Origin of the sequence: Shewanella frigidimarina, from assembly GCF_003797125.1 — a bacterium.
GTDB classification, from domain to species: domain Bacteria; phylum Pseudomonadota; class Gammaproteobacteria; order Enterobacterales; family Shewanellaceae; genus Shewanella; species Shewanella frigidimarina.
The window spans coordinates 1-17484 of record NZ_RKKE01000012.1; the positions used below are offsets into that span (position 1 = coordinate 1).

At 40.3% G+C, this 17484-nt stretch carries 27 protein-coding genes; 11 read left to right on the top strand and 16 right to left on the bottom strand.

All coding sequences use genetic code 11. The features are described 5' to 3' along the window. Positions 1–231: 231 nt before the first annotated feature. From EGC86_RS19995 to EGC86_RS20045, 12 genes are all read right to left on the bottom strand, one after another. The gene (locus EGC86_RS19995; protein ID WP_123778810.1) at positions 232–642 is read right to left on the bottom strand and encodes a hypothetical protein; all 411 of its coding nucleotides are present in this window, start codon (positions 640–642) and stop codon (positions 232–234) included. Positions 643–1065: 423 nt separating this feature from the next. Then, positions 1066–1422 (bottom strand): hypothetical protein, encoded by a 357-nt coding sequence (locus EGC86_RS20000; protein ID WP_123778811.1) that lies wholly within the window; start codon positions 1420–1422, stop codon positions 1066–1068. Positions 1423–1578: 156 nt separating this feature from the next. Then, complete coding sequence (locus EGC86_RS20005; protein WP_123778812.1) at positions 1579–2412, bottom strand: hypothetical protein; 834 nt, start codon at positions 2410–2412, stop codon at positions 1579–1581. Positions 2413–2793: 381 nt separating this feature from the next. Then, complete coding sequence (locus EGC86_RS20925) at positions 2794–3033, bottom strand: hypothetical protein (protein ID WP_165872470.1); 240 nt, start codon at positions 3031–3033, stop codon at positions 2794–2796. Positions 3034–3353: 320 nt separating this feature from the next. Further along, the gene (locus EGC86_RS20010; protein ID WP_123778813.1) at positions 3354–3845 is read right to left on the bottom strand and encodes a hypothetical protein; all 492 of its coding nucleotides are present in this window, start codon (positions 3843–3845) and stop codon (positions 3354–3356) included. A gap of 52 nt (positions 3846–3897) precedes the next feature. Then, complete coding sequence (locus EGC86_RS20015) at positions 3898–5163, bottom strand: polymorphic toxin type 44 domain-containing protein (RefSeq protein WP_123778814.1); 1266 nt, start codon at positions 5161–5163, stop codon at positions 3898–3900. A 65-nt stretch (positions 5164–5228) separates the two neighbouring features. Next, positions 5229–5624 (bottom strand): hypothetical protein, encoded by a 396-nt coding sequence (locus EGC86_RS20020; protein ID WP_123778815.1) that lies wholly within the window; start codon positions 5622–5624, stop codon positions 5229–5231. Further along, entirely contained in the window at positions 5624–5842 is a 219-nt protein-coding gene (locus tag EGC86_RS20025; protein WP_011637123.1) for a helix-turn-helix domain-containing protein, read from the bottom strand. Before EGC86_RS20025 ends, EGC86_RS20020 begins: the two co-directional genes overlap by 1 nt. Positions 5843–5896: 54 nt before the next feature. Continuing rightward, complete coding sequence (locus EGC86_RS20030; protein ID WP_123778816.1) at positions 5897–7156, bottom strand: tyrosine-type recombinase/integrase; 1260 nt, start codon at positions 7154–7156, stop codon at positions 5897–5899. After that, positions 7156–7377, bottom strand: a complete 222-nt coding sequence (locus EGC86_RS20035) for a hypothetical protein (protein WP_123778817.1) — start codon at positions 7375–7377, stop codon at positions 7156–7158. The genes EGC86_RS20030 and EGC86_RS20035 overlap by 1 nt, the downstream gene beginning before the upstream one ends. Further along, entirely contained in the window at positions 7370–8035 is a 666-nt protein-coding gene (locus tag EGC86_RS20040; protein WP_123778818.1) for a replication protein P, read from the bottom strand. Before EGC86_RS20040 ends, EGC86_RS20035 begins: the two co-directional genes overlap by 8 nt. Further along, positions 8032–8787, bottom strand: a complete 756-nt coding sequence (locus EGC86_RS20045) for a helix-turn-helix domain-containing protein (protein ID WP_123778819.1) — start codon at positions 8785–8787, stop codon at positions 8032–8034. Before EGC86_RS20045 ends, EGC86_RS20040 begins: the two co-directional genes overlap by 4 nt. A 167-nt stretch (positions 8788–8954) precedes the next feature. On the opposite strand from EGC86_RS20045, the gene EGC86_RS20050 reads away from it, so the two are divergent. Then, positions 8955–9158 (top strand): hypothetical protein, encoded by a 204-nt coding sequence (locus tag EGC86_RS20050; RefSeq protein WP_123778820.1) that lies wholly within the window; start codon positions 8955–8957, stop codon positions 9156–9158. 240 nt (positions 9159–9398) lie between these two features. On the opposite strand, the gene EGC86_RS20060 is transcribed toward EGC86_RS20050, so the two are convergent. The 3 genes from EGC86_RS20060 to EGC86_RS20070 are packed head-to-tail and all read right to left on the bottom strand — an operon-like array spanning position 9399 to position 10410. Continuing rightward, on the bottom strand, positions 9399–9602 hold the full coding sequence (locus tag EGC86_RS20060) for a hypothetical protein (RefSeq protein ID WP_123778822.1): 204 nt from the start codon (positions 9600–9602) through the stop codon (positions 9399–9401). Position 9603: 1 nt separating this feature from the next. Continuing rightward, on the bottom strand, positions 9604–10197 hold the full coding sequence (locus tag EGC86_RS20065; protein WP_011637117.1) for a toxin YdaT family protein: 594 nt from the start codon (positions 10195–10197) through the stop codon (positions 9604–9606). A 27-nt stretch (positions 10198–10224) separates the two neighbouring features. Further along, positions 10225–10410 carry a Cro/CI family transcriptional regulator gene (locus EGC86_RS20070; RefSeq protein WP_011637116.1) on the bottom strand — a complete coding sequence of 62 codons (186 nt, stop codon included), beginning with the start codon at positions 10408–10410 and terminating at the stop codon, positions 10225–10227. 118 nt (positions 10411–10528) lie between these two features. Here EGC86_RS20070 and EGC86_RS20075 point away from each other — a divergent pair, with 118 nt between their 5' ends. From EGC86_RS20075 to EGC86_RS20110, 9 genes are all read left to right on the top strand, one after another. Continuing rightward, complete coding sequence (locus EGC86_RS20075) at positions 10529–11221, top strand: XRE family transcriptional regulator (RefSeq protein WP_123778823.1); 693 nt, start codon at positions 10529–10531, stop codon at positions 11219–11221. Positions 11222–11351: 130 nt separating this feature from the next. After that, entirely contained in the window at positions 11352–12143 is a 792-nt protein-coding gene (locus EGC86_RS20080) for a hypothetical protein (RefSeq protein ID WP_123778824.1), read from the top strand. Between the two features lie 517 nt (positions 12144–12660). Beyond that, positions 12661–12984 carry a hypothetical protein gene (locus EGC86_RS20085; protein ID WP_123778825.1) on the top strand — a complete coding sequence of 108 codons (324 nt, stop codon included), beginning with the start codon at positions 12661–12663 and terminating at the stop codon, positions 12982–12984. Further along, a complete protein-coding gene (locus tag EGC86_RS20090) occupies positions 12981–13241 on the top strand; it encodes a hypothetical protein (RefSeq protein ID WP_123778826.1) in 261 nt (86 codons plus the stop codon). The genes EGC86_RS20085 and EGC86_RS20090 overlap by 4 nt, the downstream gene beginning before the upstream one ends. A 327-nt stretch (positions 13242–13568) precedes the next feature. Beyond that, positions 13569–13754, top strand: a complete 186-nt coding sequence (locus EGC86_RS20095; RefSeq protein WP_123778827.1) for a hypothetical protein — start codon at positions 13569–13571, stop codon at positions 13752–13754. Next, entirely contained in the window at positions 13755–14057 is a 303-nt protein-coding gene (locus tag EGC86_RS20100) for a hypothetical protein (RefSeq protein WP_123778828.1), read from the top strand. After that, positions 14054–14296 (top strand): hypothetical protein, encoded by a 243-nt coding sequence (locus tag EGC86_RS20105; protein WP_123778829.1) that lies wholly within the window; start codon positions 14054–14056, stop codon positions 14294–14296. Before EGC86_RS20100 ends, EGC86_RS20105 begins: the two co-directional genes overlap by 4 nt. Then, positions 14293–14418: a hypothetical protein gene (locus EGC86_RS21175; RefSeq protein WP_281047871.1), complete on the top strand. Its 126-nt coding sequence runs from the start codon at positions 14293–14295 to the stop codon at positions 14416–14418. The genes EGC86_RS20105 and EGC86_RS21175 overlap by 4 nt, the downstream gene beginning before the upstream one ends. Then, on the top strand, positions 14418–14639 hold the full coding sequence (locus EGC86_RS20110) for a hypothetical protein (RefSeq protein ID WP_041412895.1): 222 nt from the start codon (positions 14418–14420) through the stop codon (positions 14637–14639). Before EGC86_RS21175 ends, EGC86_RS20110 begins: the two co-directional genes overlap by 1 nt. Here the strand turns inward: EGC86_RS20110 and EGC86_RS20115 are convergent. After that, positions 14636–15844 (bottom strand): tyrosine-type recombinase/integrase, encoded by a 1209-nt coding sequence (locus EGC86_RS20115; RefSeq protein WP_123778830.1) that lies wholly within the window; start codon positions 15842–15844, stop codon positions 14636–14638. The genes EGC86_RS20110 and EGC86_RS20115 overlap by 4 nt on opposite strands. 186 nt (positions 15845–16030) lie before the next feature. Here EGC86_RS20115 and sbcB point away from each other — a divergent pair, with 186 nt between their 5' ends. Beyond that, the gene (gene sbcB, locus EGC86_RS20120) at positions 16031–17452 is read left to right on the top strand and encodes an exodeoxyribonuclease I (protein WP_011637105.1); all 1422 of its coding nucleotides are present in this window, start codon (positions 16031–16033) and stop codon (positions 17450–17452) included. The last annotated feature ends 32 nt before the right edge of the window (positions 17453–17484 follow it).

A 17484-nucleotide genomic window follows, 5' to 3' on the forward strand; every position in this document is an offset into this window, starting at 1 on the left:
GTTAACCGATAAATGTCTAGTGCCCCTGATATTTCAACGGATTGAAAAGAGTCAGGCAGCGATAAGATCGCACTAAGAGAGCCTCTATATGTGTTTGCTGTAAACGATGATTTGACAGCTAAATGACAGACGAAGTAGATGAATTTGTTGATTGATTTTAATTTGACTGCAAAAGCAGTCAAATAAGTTAAGCTCGCCTATTGACTGGTGGAAGGCTCATATGTGTTAGCCTTATTTGGCACGGTGAAATACCGCGCCGTTAATAGCTGCCCTTTGACCACAGCTAATTACTTTACAGTGATTGCTTTCGTCGATAAGCACCACTGATTTATCAATAACAATTAAAGAAAGAGAGCAGAATACGTTTTTTTCATTCCTCTGCTCAACGAGAGAATATCTATAGGTTTCATTATCTCTAGACGTAGCAACACCCGTCATATGACATTGGTGATAATTTCCACCCATAGTTTGAAACCAAAATTTTAATTCTTTTTGTGTTCTCTCTCCAAGAATCAACTCACCACCGTTTGAATCTGTGTACTTGATTGTTTTTCCCGAAAACTCAGGTATTGGTATTTCATCTGCTTGGGCAGCGTTTATAAAAAAAAACATGAAAATAAGACTAAAACTTTTTGATATCACGAAATTTCCCTATGAGGCTAACGTTTTAGTATTTTGCGTTGCGCTGTTTGCATAGCACAAACCGCTTGTTGGACTTCGCCGATGCCGAGTCCAGGTTAATTAGTACGCTTTATGCTATAGGAATTTGCTTTTTTTGATGCTGGCTCTGGGCTGCAAAGCAATTTTGAATTGATTATGAGGCTTGATTTGTATGTGTTCAATTGCAATTCCCTTGTCATTGTGGTGTTCCATCACATCTTTTTTAAGTCTAACTGATTCAATAAGGTTAATACACTCGATTGAGTCAACTCTTGGCTCCGCGCAGCGGCTTAGTTCAACTACTCAAACACCGGATTGTGAATGTTGGCGGCTTTTTTGAGTGTTTTTCCAAAAAAGGTGACAGCATTTACAATTCCGAGTGCTTTGACTTGTTATGCGGAATTTTTAGTCCGAAAACTTTGAGCTGATTTCGGTAAGCTTTTTATCCAGTTTAAAGGAAACTGCAATGCCAGCAAGAAGAGCTATTATTGAATAAAGATACTCTTTTCCAATTGAATATCCTTGATAATTAAGATCTATTAGACCCCAACAATAACCAGTACAGTCTTTCTCTAGACCTACAAAGAATAAAATAAAACAGCCTATTAATATTACTCCCCACAGAGATTTATAAACGCTTACTACCCAGTGGAAAAGCCCAAATAAGAGTGCTAAAAACACAGTCGCACCAATAGATATGACTTTGGGAATTGTGCTTAATTCAAAGTCTAATATTGCTTTTCCAAGATCCCTAATTTTCAATTTGGCACTCCATATATTTCAATTGAATGATTGTAATAATTTCGAAAATTTGCTTCATTTGCGCATAACGCCGCATTAAGCGGACTAAAAAAGTGGGTTAAAATGTGTAGCGAAGCGAAACGTAACCCACTGTTTAAGTTCCGTTTAAATGCCTTGTTAGCTTTTTTGACGCTGATATTCAGCAATCATTTCTAATTCCTTCGCTTGCCTTTCTTCTTGATCTTTTTTAGTGTGAATCCTGACATTTAAATTTTTGCTTTGCCCGCCATTATGAACAACACCTTCAAATACTTTTCGAATTTTCTCAGTTTCTTTAGCTATGTTTTGGATTGGATCTCCATTACCAAGCTCCGTTATTCCTTTAAATTCTGATAAATCAATTATGGACTCTGATGTATATTCTTTTCCCGCAACATTTGTAAATGCCAAAGAAATATTTAACTTTATGTCGAAAGCTTCGCTACCAACTTCGCTCTTAAGATCAATAAAACTGAAAAGAAAGCTACTTCGTGTTTTTTGAACGCCTAGTGAAGCCATGCTATTTTTTATAAAGTTGAGTCTATTAAACTCTTTTACTAATACTTGTTCTTGATCTGTAAAACTAGCGCCATTTACCCCTGTAATTTTAAAGGTGACATTTTTCGCTAGTCCATTCCCTGTATTTTCTACATGCAAGTTCATAAACTGAAATGAAATCTTTGATGACTCTAAATAGACTTCTAATTCTGGCTTAATAGATTGTTCTAATATATCAGCGGATTGCTTGTCTTGACTACGTCGCAATTTCCAAGTTTCTAATGCAAGTATAAAAGTCAAAACAGCGATTGCTACCGTCGCATATGCAGCGACCCAAGCAGAAAGGCTATCATCAGATAAAGTGATTTCATTACTAATTACATTACCTGCAATTAAGCCTGCGATAAAAGTTACGGGTAACAAAAGTAACATTAGGAGTGATCCCAGTATCCATAATGGTTTTTCATTGCTCAAATTTATACACCTTAGAATAAAGCTAACAGCTTATTCAACGGCTCGACCGATAAAGCCGCCCGTTTAAGTTATTGATTAATATCATCCTACGTTTTCTATATCTTTGAAGTAAAGCAATTTAATGACTCTTACACTTAAATAAAAAACGTAAATTGCACGTTAAAAGTGTCAACGTCAAATGTAAGAAAATAAACCAAATAATATCAATATATTAGAGCAACCCTATTGTTCTCAACATAGTCCTTTAGACTGCAAAAAGCCACAGTGAAACGTCCATAAAAATAGCTACATCAAGTAGCCATTTTTTGTTTGTAGCCAATCATCGTGTGTAGCAATGAGTAAGCAAGGCATAAGTCTGTATTTTTTAATTTTTTTAGTAAGTTATCGCTTTACTGAGTCAAATGCCGAATGCACTATTTTGACTAGTAATTTTTGCTGTTCAAAAGATATGAAAATAGAATCATCGTAATCCCAACATATGCAGCTGTCCTTGGTAAAAACTTTTACCGCTAACTCTTGGGGTAAGCCGTCTGCCCTTTTCAACTCATTTTGAATTATCTCTTCGATGATCAAAGTCTCAGAGGTCGATTCAATACAATACAATTCTGTGGCGTTACTCATAGTCATCCTTAACTAGTGAACTAGTATTACATCAATGTAACCAGTCTATTAAAAGTAGCAGCAAACTAAAGCTATGGACACAAAGATTTAAGCGATCAAAAGTTGCGGTTTAAGATGATCAAAAGTTGAGTGGAATTGTGCATCATCAAATGTAGGGTAAAAATCTGTTAATTCATTAGCTTAATGAGTTTAATTTTTAGGTAAAATTGATTACCAGAGATCAAGCCTATAAAACAACAACGCAACCCCCTAAAATTTTCATATGTAGTGAAGCACTGCGCTTCTCCTCCCCCGCAGTGCATCGAACCAGAAGGACCCGTTTATTTTTCCACATAGTAATACCAATCCAATGACAATTTTTTAGAGGTATGGTTATAATTAGGTTTAATAAAGTTATTTATTATTTCAGCACTAGGGTTATAAACATAATACACTTCATCCTTACTATCACCATATGGAACAAATATCATACATTTGTTTTTATCCCTCAACAGAACTCGTTTAAAATCTAATTTTATTAAATATTCATCAAGGGATTTAAACATCAGAAATGTATCATTATCTAAATTTTGAGAAGTGATATCAAAGAAATCTTTATTACTAACTCCAGAGTTTAGTGTTGTTATAAAGCTATCTTTTCTCGTTACATCACCAACATTGTAATTAACATTAGAGTTAACTTCAGCTTGGATAGCACATCCGACAGTTGATATTTTTTGAAATAAAATTTTCCCGTCAATAAATTTCTTTTCTACTTTATCAAAATTGATCTGCATGCAACTTTGAAGGGTTAATAATAGTAATAGTTGCATACAAATCTTCATTATTTAGCCTTAATATTTTGAATTTTACGGATAATTTTATTTATTCCATCCAGCAATGAGGTGTATATCCTACTTGGACAAAGCACCACCATACGCCGCCGCCACCGCCACCGCCACCGCCGGTGCCAGGATTTTCACTATCGCCAGGATCTCCACCTTCACCACCACCACCACCACCAGGGGCACCAGCTCCGCCACCACTAGCTTCCTTAGTATCTACATCAACGCACGAACTATTATTTGTATCATAACGATTATTTGATTGTACTTCTTGTTTGTATTTCCAACCTCTACTAACCACAGCGCTATCACCTGAATTATCTCCAGAATTAGAAACAAAATTAACAACCCCTTGACCTAATCCCCACCAACCATTATCTGAAATGGCTTGATATGCTGCTGAAGCTCTCTGTGTGAACCCTTCTGAGAAACCATACGCAGCCATTCTGCCGCCATATAGAAAATTCCCATTATCAGCAGCATGTTCAGCAGATAAACTTCCATCATAATATATACTCTTCGAGCTTTTAACGTCATTAGCAGAACCAGTTTTATGAGAAGCATACATATCAAGAAATGCCATGACTTCTGCAACTGGAGCTGTATATTTACTTTGATTTGAAGCGTGGACAGCTTCAGTTAATTGTAAGGCTTTATTGTAATTAAATTCACTCCCATTAGATTGGTTTATAGGAGGAACATGTGGAGGCCTATTATCATCAGTGCACTGTGAAGCGTCAGAAGCACTAGTAGACATAATGGATACGATTGGTTCGCTCCCAAAAGAAAAAATAGGATCTTCAACAGATTTAGGATCATAACAAATTGAACCATCACAAGGAGGATCAATTCTTGGGGGAACTTTAGACTTGATGATAATTGGAGTAATATTTATAACCCCAAACTGTCTCTGTTCATTATAGTTAATAATATTAAATGTAAAGTCATAGTTACTTTTACCAGAAACAGGTGTCAAATAAATATATAAGTTTCGTTCTCCTTGAAGCTCCAGTTTTTCATCGTGACCATTGACACTAATCACTTTGTTTACAAGAGTGCGCATTGCCGAGTTTTTAACAACAACACGATAAGATATATTAGGAATATGCTTAATACCTTCTATATCGATAATCGTTTTTTGATCAACTAGATTTCTCAGTTCACTACAAACAGTCATTCCGTTAGTTACAGCGCTTGATTTTAATTCGACTTCCTCAAGTTCATTTACAATATTACAATTAGCTTCTGCATTTACACTTGTAAATGGGCTTATTAAAAAAAACAATGTTAAATATAAATATTTCATAATCTTCCCTGAAAAAACAAATCCGCAACAATTTTGAAACAACTTAACAGCTCATTATTGCAAAATCAATTATTATTGGTTATTTTTAACTCTTTGCTAAACAATTCTATTTCTGCCCTTCTCAACCAATACACATAAGACTTCTTACTATCGAACCCCATCAAAGCCCACCGCCCTTTGCAGATGTAGTGCGCTCTAATGGCCCGTATACATTGCGGTGCTAACCGCTCAATCATCTGGTCGAACTGCCTTACTTCACGTGGGGGCGTTATCTCGACCACTGCCGAACTGCCGTAAACAATCACCTCACCTAACTTGTCGCACTGGCTTCGGCTTGCGAACCCTTGGCCATATTCTTGATGGGCCCAATAGTTACCCCAGCGTGTTAACCCATGACGCAGCGCTTTCATGTTCAGCGTCACTTGTTGATGCTGCAGCTGCTGCACATTAATCTTCGCCATTATTCTTCACCATCAATCATCGCCCTTATGTCATCAATCCCTAACTTAAACACCTGGGCGCATATTGCCGACACATCATCAAATGGCACTCTCACATCACCCCGTTCCCAACGCTGATAAGTCCGTTCACTTACCCCGTAAATCTCGGCCACTTCGGTCTGGGTTAGCCCGCGAATATTCCTGCCTGTTTTCAAAAAATCAAACCCGCGTAATGCCATTTCGCCCCCAAAAACCTCTAATTGCATATTCTTCTAATAATGATGCAGTGATCATCACAGCCACCCACTCGCAGTCAGGGTTTGACCGTTCTCACTTTTCACTGACGATCTAGGCAATATCTCGGGCGCAACAGAAGAAAACCCACGATAAATTAAATATTGATGATATTGCTCTAACGCTAAACTCATGCCCTTATCCAAGGTCGATTTAACGTACTTACGCAGCAACACAGGCAAGGCATGATTCAACAAACGTTCACCAATCATCGTATCGACACCTAAGTCAGCAACAATGGTCCTGAACAATCGACGTAAATCATGACTAGTGAAATGTTTAAAGCGGATTTGAGTGTGCCAATCATGAGCGCAACGAATGGAAATAGCCCCACTGGTGCCAGGGAACAAATAAGCACGTTTGCCAACATGCTTAAGCTGCCAACATTTATAATGCTGAATAAGTGCCTTAGCCGACTCCGTCATCGGTACTCGATGCTCTTCTTTGTTCTTGGCATTACTGGCCGGAATAACCCAATAATCCCCTGCAAAATGCTCCCACCGAGCCAAACGAGTTTCGTTAATACGAGTACCAAACATCATCATCAACACAAACAACATCTGCACCGGCATCACCACTGCGCCTAAACGAGTAAACAACTCGGCCAAATCCGACTCAAACAAGCGCGTATCCATGGCATCATTCACTTTGATTGAATACGTCACTCGATAACCGGCTAATGGATTAACGTTAATCAAACGAAGCTTTGAAGCCGCAGCAAACACCGCCTTAAGCTTATTCACCACTTCACGAATGTACTTAGGCGCAAACCCCTCAACCAACATCGGTTTAACCAAAATGCCGTCAACCGCAATAAAACTCACTTCGTGCAAACGAACATCAGCCAACCTCGGCAACAAATGACACTTGATCATCGACTTAATATTGCTACGCCAACTCTTGCTATAAGTCGTGTTATTGGCAATATGTTCCTGGTACCACTCAAGCAAACTGCCAACCGAATCAAACTGGCCCGTCACCATGCCGCCCACATTACGTTTAGCCAACATCACCGGTAAATCAGCACATAAGGTCTTAATACACATGCTTGGCCAAGTGCCCACCTTTTGCCAAACTGTCTTACCGTTTTCATTCAATACCAAATGAACACTCGCCCGCGTTCGGCCAGCTGCAGCACGTAAACGAATTTCAGGAAACTGCGGATCACGATAATCACGACTCACCCCAGCACGTAACCAACGCTTTAACGCCGCATCATTTAACTTACCAACCTCAACACCAGATGCCGCCTTTATCATCAGGCCACCAACCTATATTCCCAAGCGGTGCACTTTTCACGGCGACGCTTTTGCTTAACCGAATTGGGCAACTCGCGCCAACGGGCACTTAACGCAGTTTCGCTATCGTGCACACCAAACTGGTCAAAACACTGTTGTTGGATTTCGTACAAGGTGAGAAAACGGCCACCGCTTAAAATCTTCAGCAAACGCTCTTTTTGAGTTAAAGATTGATTACTCATCGTTAGCACTCCTTAAACCAAGTTGACGCCTAAACTCTGCCACTAACGCTTTACCCTCAGCAGGTTCAATCCGGCGGGTAGCACGAGTCGGTAACGCTTTAGGTAACTCAACATCAACCAACTCACCATTGCCGTATTTACGACATAAAATCTCGTATTGGCGGGTAAACATGGTTAATACGTCTTTTTCAATGCCGGTGGCAAACAACCAGGTACCACATTGACGCACAGCCAAGCCGACAACATCATGGCTCCATTTATGGCCCGCTACATTGTGATAATGGCGCTTAGCCTCACGATATGCCGAATCCAAATCAGGCAAACCATAATCATAAGCCGTTGGCTGACACCACAACGCAAACTGGCGTGGTGTTGGCCAAAACTGGCGTTCACCCTGCTCGCGTCTTGCCCGAGTTAATCCCATTTGCACTTGATCACGGCTACTCACACCTTGAACGGCAAGCGTTTTAACCCACTCGGCTTTGTGCAACGACTCAACATCATCCTTAGGCGCACCAACCGGAAACAGCACCCGCAGCTTTGCAAACACACTATCGACAATCGCCACATCCATTTCAGACAGCTGGCGGCTTGAGCCATTGCCCTGCATAGCGCCAACAATTGAACCGGTATTAACCAATGTTTGAATAGACTTCATATCAATGGATCCTCTGGGTCAAAAACTGAGTTACTCCAATCGGCCTTAATCGCCTGTTTCGCAATCAAACCAGCGTTAACTAACCAATCGAACTCAAATCCAATCCAGCAACGTGAAGCGCACAACTCAAAAACGTCATCAACCGAACAACCCGCAGCAACCGCTTTCATCAAATGCGGTGCCAGGCGATTAACCGCTGTTTGGGTTAACTTGGCTTTTTTCTGCTTGCGAATGGCTAACCAATCTTTAAAAACTTGATCGCTTGGCAACGATGGCCACTTTGAAAAATCCAAAGGTGATTTTTTCGATGTGGTGACTACATCTTTTAAAGATTCATTGACTGGTTCTAAAGTGACTGGTTCTGGGTGCAGGAGATTCACTAGGGGTAGTGCAGGAGATTCACTAGGTAGTGCAGCAGATTCACTAGGGGGTAGTGCGACAGATTCACTAGGTAGTGCAGCAGATTCACCACCTAATCCTGTATTTTCATCAAAATCCAGATGAAAAACATTAGATGAATTACCCTTAACACCCTTGCGATATTCACGACGTAAAAAGCCCGACTTTTCGAGTTTTTTAACATGGTCCATAACGCTACGACGGCTCATTTCACACTGTTCAGCAATGTAATTATAACTAGGCCAACACTCGCCCTGGTCGTTCGCGTTATCCGCCAATTTCAATAACACCAATTTACGCAGCGGATTACCCACCTTCGCCTTCATGGCCTTAACCATTAATTCCATACTCATGCGGGGCACTCCCACGCACTCAATCTAGCAAACGCTAAATTGACGAAACACAAATGCTTGCGTAACATAATATTGCCTCTCTTTAGGTATTAACCCCGTTCGGTCGCCAAACTTAAGCGGGGTTTCTTATTTCTAAAATTCATAACATCACCCATCAAGGACGAATCATGGAACAATACAAACCATCAATAACCGTCGGCGAATTCAAAGAAATGCTCAGCCACTACCCTGACAACATGCTGCTTGACTTCTCAATGCTCGATTTCAATCGACTAAAACAGCGATCGCCAACGCTAGTCCAAGTTGAATTTAACCAGCAAGTTTATCGAGATAGTTCAAACAACGTGGTGGTTGAAAACCTTGGACAATAGCCGCCGCATAGATACCCGCAACTTCTTGTGAGACTGGTGCATAACTTTCGTGAACCTGATCTCCCAACCATCGGGTGAAATGATATTTTTCGCCCGTTTTTTCAATAACCCACTTCTCTTTCTTTTCAATCAAACTGTTATCACTTAACTGAGTCATCACCAGCCCCTTTAAACATAAAACAAAACCCAATAGTTAATATCACTGCCAAAACAAGCCAAACTAAAATAAATGACCACATATCAACCTCGTTTACGCATCAGTACACTGCGCTGTAAGCGCTCATAATCATCACGACAATCTGCATCACAAAAGCGTTCAACCGTCGGTGACTCGCAATAAAAACAACGTCCCGTTAATGGCGGTAAAATCGCTTTTGCCTTGGTTAACTCACTGGCTAAATGCAGTTCAGCTAATTGATTAGCTTCATCAACGTTATCAGCCATACTAACCAGCCGACTTAAGTGATTTATTGGTTAAATAAGGGAACTTACGTTCAAGCACATCCAAAGACATTGATGTCACCCCGCGAGATTCACGTAGTTCACGGTAAGCGGTTTCAACTTGATGACGACTTGGGTTGATGCCTAAACGAATAACAGCAACTTGTGCATCGCAGTTTTCTTTGGTTAACGTTGCCGCCATATCATCTGCACTTAACGACATAGCATCACTCACATGGTCAACAACAACTGTCACGCCAACCATGCCGTAAACATCGTTTAAATACCCAATGCGTAGCTCAACTGGCATAGCTGCCAATATCGCTTGCTCGACATAAAACAAACGCTCAGGTACCGCGTTTTGGTCAGCGTACTGCCCAAGCCAACGGAAAATCTTTTGCGCATTAACTCGAGCATCGTTGTAAATATCATCAGAGTAGGTAAACGCAATCCCCTCTTTAGCCAATACCGTCGCTAGCTTTAAGTCATCAACCGCCTGTACTACCGCAGTGGCCAACGCCGAACGACTGACCTTAGGTAATTCAAGCCATGTATTAATGGCTTTCATCAATAAATCTAAACGTGATCTTTGTTTCATGCTTTTTCTCCATGCTTACGACTAAAATTAAACTGCTTGCTTGATCTGCGGGTTACCAACTTTGAGCTTACCGTTTGTGATCACTTGAATTTGATATGCTCGAAGTAATGGGACGGTGTCCCCCCACTTTGAAATTGCAGGCTGTGAAACATCAAGAACCTTAGCTAAGCGCCCTTGACCTCCAAAGTGAGCAATAACATCAGCTGTCTTCATAAAAACTCCAAAATTTTAATTAACCAAAATCATATTATAACCAAAGTTAATTAAACTCAACAATTAAATTAACTTTGGTTAGTATCCAAGGTTATAACCTAAGTAATATAATTAACCCATGAAAACACTTGCCCAAAACATACAAGAAAAGCTAAAAGCTTCTGGTTTAACCCAAAAGGAATTAGCAGAACGCGCCAACATCTCACAGGTGATGGTGCACAAACTCATTTCTGGAAAAGCTAAAGAGTCATCAAAATTAGTTGCTATAGCAGGTGTATTAGGTTGCACTGCAGAAGAGTTAATGTATGGATTAGAAAAGCATATTCCAACGAGCAATGCCGAGTGGGCAGGTCCAATGGAAACATGGGACAGCAACACCCCACTAAATGATGATGAAGTAGAGATACCGTTTTATATGGAAGTAGAATTAGCCGCAGGACACGGTATAGCAGAGGCTAGCGAATATCACGGTCCAAAACTACGCTTTGCAAAATCTACATTGCGTAAATCAAGTGTTGACCCAACCAATGCAGCTTGCGTACGTGTGAGCGGCAATAGCATGGAACCGGTACTACCCAACGGATCAACTGTTGGCGTAGACACATCACAAACAGATGTGACCGACGGCAAAATGTACGCTATTAATCACGACGGAATGTTAAGGGTAAAAACCTTATACAAGCTGCCAGGTGGCGGTTTACGGCTGCGCAGCTATAACATCGACGAGTGGCCAGACGAACGGTTTGATGGAAATGAAATAAAACAAATCACCGTCATCGGTAAAGTGTTTTGGTATTCTGTATTGCTTTAATATAAACCAATATTATTTTGTCAAAAAGAGGTGCATGGCTTAAAACGTTTTTGCGCCAAAGCTTGTTACGCACTATTGTTAACTTTGCTTGAAGCGAAAATATAACCAAATCAACTTTTAATTGGTAATGATGGACTTTAAAAAAGAAGAATATATGCTAGAAAAGCTAGCAACCCCAGTTGGTGAACCAATAGTTTTAATTCTCGCTTCTGAAAAGTTTAAAAATGAACAAGCAGTATTAGTGCAAATTTTTCGATACGAAGATGATGCTAATGATTACTTCGCAATTCGTTGTGCAGAAATGCCAGAAGATGGAGATGTTACTAGTGCTCAATTTAGTGTCACAACAAATGCTTTTCACTTCAGCGTTACTAAAAAACAGAGCAATCAAAGCTCTAATGTCGGCAGTGTAAAACTAGGACCGACTAGCACCGTCTCTGTCACTGGAGATTTAGCTAATCGAGGTCTTGGATCATTTGGATATAGTCGATGCATTGAGTATATTCAAAAGAAATACTCTGATTACTCAGTTGCTAGTGTTAAATTAAGCTCTAGCTTTCCAAACGAGCAAAGTGAATGGGAACGCAGGAATCACTTCTATCAAAACTTTAATTTTGAGTTAGAATTTTCTGATGAAAACAACATTGGTAGCGGAAGAGCGAAAGCTGCTTCAGTGAGCGTGTTAACGACTCATTACTCAAAAAATTTGCGTGAGTTAACTCTAGTTGAGTTTCAGCAAGAACAGTGTGAACAACAGCGACAGAAGCAATTAGCACAGAAAGCAGATGAAAAAGCGAGAGCAGAAAAAGCTTTGCAATTTCAGAAAAAACCTAATCGAATGCGTTTTTGGGCTTGGATTTTTTGGATAGTAGTTTTGATTATTTTTTTACAAAGACTAATGACTTTTATCCCAGCTGATTAAACTCTTAACTAGATATTCTTGAATGGATGTACTTTTAATAAATACCAAAGCTTCACTCTTGTGAGGTTTTTGTTTAAATTTCCAAAATCGTTGTCCCTCCCTTATAACGATCACATTTTAAGAGAGTCTTCCTCATTTAACTGATCATAGAACTTGGACTGTAAATGTAGTGGATGACATGTACTGGCCAATCAATTATAGGTTTTGCCATTATTCCATTAACTAATTTTGAGTTAAATTAGCAGTGTAGTTGACAAGTTTTTGTCCACAAACGAGTTTGGTAGGCCACTACACTGACACTATGGTAAACAATAGTCACTATCTCACCAGTTCTAATTGAAGATCTTAACGTTTCAATCACACTCATTCTCCCCCTTAGTTCAATAGTTTATTTATAACACCAACCTCAATACAGGTTATTAAAAAATCAATTGAAAAAATTAATTAACCAAAGTTATTGACCAAACAATTAACCTTGGTTATATTTATGCCATACCCAATAACCGAGGATGGCAAAATGATACTGACAAAAACCCCTACAACAGACAAACAACGTGCTGAACACTTTCATCTGGTCAGTATCCGTTTTGCCTGCCTGCTCACCACCAAACAAGACCCTATGGACTGTGAGCGTGTTGCATTGCGTGTAGCAAAACTTGAACGTCAATTAATGCACAGCAATCCAAGCCAACTGTTCAGCAGCCAATTTGAAAACCAAGCCGGTGAACTCGGTGACAACCTCGCCATGCGTTACAACCACCACTCTGGCCGCATCACCATCTGGCGCAATACCCCATTACATCAAAGCGGCAAAGTATTTCAGTTAAGAGCAAGCATATGAGCCCCGCAACCGAAAACGCACCATCACTGTGGCTTATGGGCTTGGGGTTGTTCGTTATCCAACTCGTGCAATGGATTGCCGAGGGAGTTGCCTCCCAGTTTAGCAATTTGCCTGTTGTATTCGGCCTGTTGCCTTCTGAGCTGATTTGTTTGATAGCGATAGTCCTTCAAGTTGCTTACACGTTCTTTGTAATTACGTTTATCGCGATACAGATTCACAAAGGAAACAAACAAGAACAACAGATTAACGGCAATTAATAGTTTGAATATATAGGGGCTAACGGATTTATCCTGATACTTAATGATCATCATAAATAACCCCAAAAGCGGTACCGAGGTGATTAGCGTAAACGGATAGCGCCTTTTGATATGACGAAGTAGGCCTCTGATTTTGCGAAGCATATTAAAAACTCGATTGGCTGTGTAGGAACACCAATCGTAGCACGAAGCCCAACGTGATTAAAAAACGGGCACCAATTTAATTAGCACTACCAAGCCCACTACCGAGGACAGGGAAATGATACTAGCGAAAGTTCACACCCCACTACACCAAACAGGCACAGTGTTTCAGCTAAGGACAAGCATATGAGCGCCGCAGCTGAATATTGCGACCGCGAAATAGCCAAGTGCAAAGACATGATCCGCAACTGGCCACACGAAGCACCATGCCTTAAGCGCTTAATTAAAGGCTGGCAACGCACTAAGCAGCAGTTACAACAGCCAATCGAACACGATGCTAGGAAGCAAAATGAAAACAGCAAGGTGGCATAAATGAAATCGAAAGCAGTTTTTAACCATCTTTTAGGTCACTACCGCGCCCAAAAAGTGGGGTTGCCATTTAATATCCATAGTGGCGACCGAATCAAAGTGGCCATGATACTTGGTGCACTTGATTGTCTTTACTGGCAAGCATTGGGCAATGGCCTAACTAATCTCGCAAAAGGGATTGGTAGAACGATTATTCATTCTTACAAGTACCACCAAATTCGATTACCTGGTCACCCTGCAGCGGGTTACCAAGTTAACGGTTACCCAAAAATAGACTTAAAAGCGGTATTAGGCGGTGCAGCATGAATAAGGTAACCAAAATGTTCAGTACCAAACAAGGTGTGGTCACGTTATCAACCCCGTTCTTCACGCTAATGCACGAACAGCAGCAAGTTGAAGCAACTTATAAACCCAACAACTACAACGGCTGGGGTATGTGCAAAACGTTTAACGCTATTGAAGTCAGTAACTTTACCCAAGCAGATGCAGAGCTATTTGCCAGCACCGCCGATTCAAAACTACGCATACAGGGGCAAGCAGCATGAAAAAGTCAGACGTTATCAAAGAAGCATTAAAACAATGGTATGCCCTTCCCCGCAATCAGGTCGGCTCATGCCAGCATTACATGAAAACACTAGCAGAAAAGCTTAAAAAGGAAGGTCAATAATGAGTAATTTAAATCAACAAGAAAGTCACACCAATACAGGAATACAACAAGAACCATTGTTCCTCAACACCAAAGAAGTCATGGTGCGTTATCGGATCGGCTCTACTGCTACATTATGGAAGTGGCGCAAAACTCTTGGTTTCCCAAACCCAATCCATAATGGGCGATTTTACAACATACAAGCACTTAAAAAGTGGGATGAAGAGCAATTGGCATCTTAAGGCAAGGTATCCAACAACATTGCATTTCTATCCCCTTTAGCAGACAGCAGTTTTTCCGTCCACATTTGGTATGCTGCTGCTTGCTCATCTAGCCAATCATGCTTGTTATAAACAGCCATCACACCACCAAGGACATGACCTAGCATTTTTTCTGTTACATGCGGCAAAACACCAAGCTCAGAAAGTCTCGTTGAAATAGTTCTTCTGAAATCATGCAGTCTCCAGTCTGGAATATCTACTCTTGGTCTGATTTCTCTGACTAATTTATTAACCGACGCTATACCAACAGGTTTTTTAAAGTCATTTGGTGCAGGAAAAGTCCATTGAGAGCGATGTAAAGACCATTGTTCTTGAAGCAGCTCGAGTAAAGCTGGGCTTATTGGCCGCCTGATAGGTTGGTTAGTTTTACTGTTAACAACCGGAACGGTCCACACCATGCTGTCTAAATCAAAATCAGCACGACTTGATTTAAGTAGCTCAGACACCCTCGCCCCTGTCATCATGCAAGCCTTTATAGAATTAGTGATGGTTCTTGTTGCTCTTGTTTTATCTAGCTCACGCCAAATTCTCCCGCATTCGAGTACGGTTAACACTCGTGAACCAACTGTGGAGGCTGAGCCAATGTCTGATACTCTAAGCTGTAACACATCAACCGATTTGATTAATTGTCTTCTTACAGACCAATTTAGTATTGTCTTTAACTGTTTCAGTATCGCGCCAGAGGTTACTCGACTCACTTTTGATTTCTCATCAAAGAAGTCAATCCATTCTCCAAGTGTAATATCATCAACTAACCTATCATCAAAAGCATCAAACAAATGCACACGAAAACATGATTGATAGGTAGCAATCGTTCCAGGCTTTAACGAACTACCTTGTTTAAGTAAAAACTGTTCGCAGCAATATCTGACATTCACTTTGCCTCTTCTTGTATTGCGTTGTTTCCAATACACTCTTGGATCTGTATCATTCGCTAATGCGTTTCTCAGTTCAGGTACGAATTTTCGAGCTTCAGATAATTTAACATCAGGATAGCGACCTAAAGTTAAACGTCCAACAGAAGAACGAAAACGGAAGCGGTACTGCCAAGTTATAGTGCCGGCATTACTAATGCGGACACTTAAACCGTCACGGTCAGCAATCTCAGGCTTACCAGTATATGGTTTTCCGTTTATAGAACGTAACTGCGTGTCAGATAAAGACATTTAAAAAATCCGTGTACAGATTTATTACTCGATATAACGAGTTTATGACACAAAACCAAATATGTACACACAGGTGTACGCGGAAGCTAAAGCAGTACAAGAAAACCAACTAAATTAGAATGAAAGGTTTAAAGCGGATTTAACCATGATTTACATAAAGTTAAATGCAAAAATGAGCAGAATAAAATGAAAATAAATCATGAAGAAACCCCATCACTTTACTGGCACGATTATGAAACATTCGGGGCAAACCCAAGCAAAGATCGTCCGTCTCAGTTTGCGGGTATTCGAACCGATCTAGAACTCAACATTATCGGCGAACCTGAAACCTTTTATTGCAAACTCGCGCCTGACTATTTACCGTCTCCTGAAGCCATATTAATTACGGGGATAACTCCACAACTGGCCAACCTTAAGGGTGTACCAGAAGCTGAGTTCATGAAACGTATTAATACGCTGTTTAGCCAACCCAACACCTGTGTTGTGGGCTATAACTCATTACGTTTTGATGATGAGGTCAGTCGTTATGGTTTCTATCGTAATTTTATCGACCCTTATGGGCGAGAATGGCAAAACGGTAATTCTCGTTGGGATATCATTGACTTGGTTCGGGCTTGCTATGCATTTCGCCCAGACGGAATTAATTGGCCAAAGAAAGAAGATGGCTCACCGAGTTTTAAGCTTGAGTTGCTTACCCAGGCGAATGGCTTAAGTCATGAAAAAGCGCATGATGCCATGTCAGATGTTTATGCCACTATAGCAATGGCTAAATTGATAAAGCAGACACACCCAAAGTTGTACGAATACTACTTTAATTTAAGACGTAAACAAGCAGTTGCAGACCATATTGATGTCCTAAAGATGCAACCTTTGGTTCATGTCAGTTCAAAGATTAGTGCGTTACAAGGCTGTACTACATTAATTGCGCCTGTTGCGTATCACCCAACTAATAAAAATGCGGTGATATGTATTAATTTGGCCATGGACATCTCACCATTATTAGAACTATCAGCTCAAGAAATAAACGACCGCATGTATACATCGCGTCAAAATTTAGCTGAAAACGAGCTCGCGATACCACTCAAACAGATCCACCTCAACAAGTGTCCTTTTATCGGTTCGCCAAAATTACTTGACGACGAGGTAGCTGAAAAATTACAGTTTGATAAAGCATTCGCACGTGAGCAATATAAACGCTTAAAAAACCATCCAGAATTGCGCGAAAAGCTTAACCAAGTATTTGAACTTGAATCAGATCGTAAAGCGATAACCGATCCTGATTTAATGCTATATAGCGGTGGATTTTTCAGCCATGCTGATAAAACCAAAATAGACATTATTTGCCATACCGCACCACATAATTTAGCGGCATTAGCATTGCAGTTTGATGATCCACGGATCAATGAAATGTTATTTCGTTTTCGGGCACGTAATTATCCAGAAACATTAAGCGACAGTGAAGCCCGTAAATGGCGAGATTTCTGTCAACAACGCTTATCGGATGCCGATTATGTGATTAAACTCGAAAACCTGGTTGAAGAAACCAGCGAGAATGAACACAAACAAAAGCTATTAAAAGCCCTATATCAATATTTACAGTCGTTATAGTAAATTTTATTTTTATCCAATTTATTTCATCT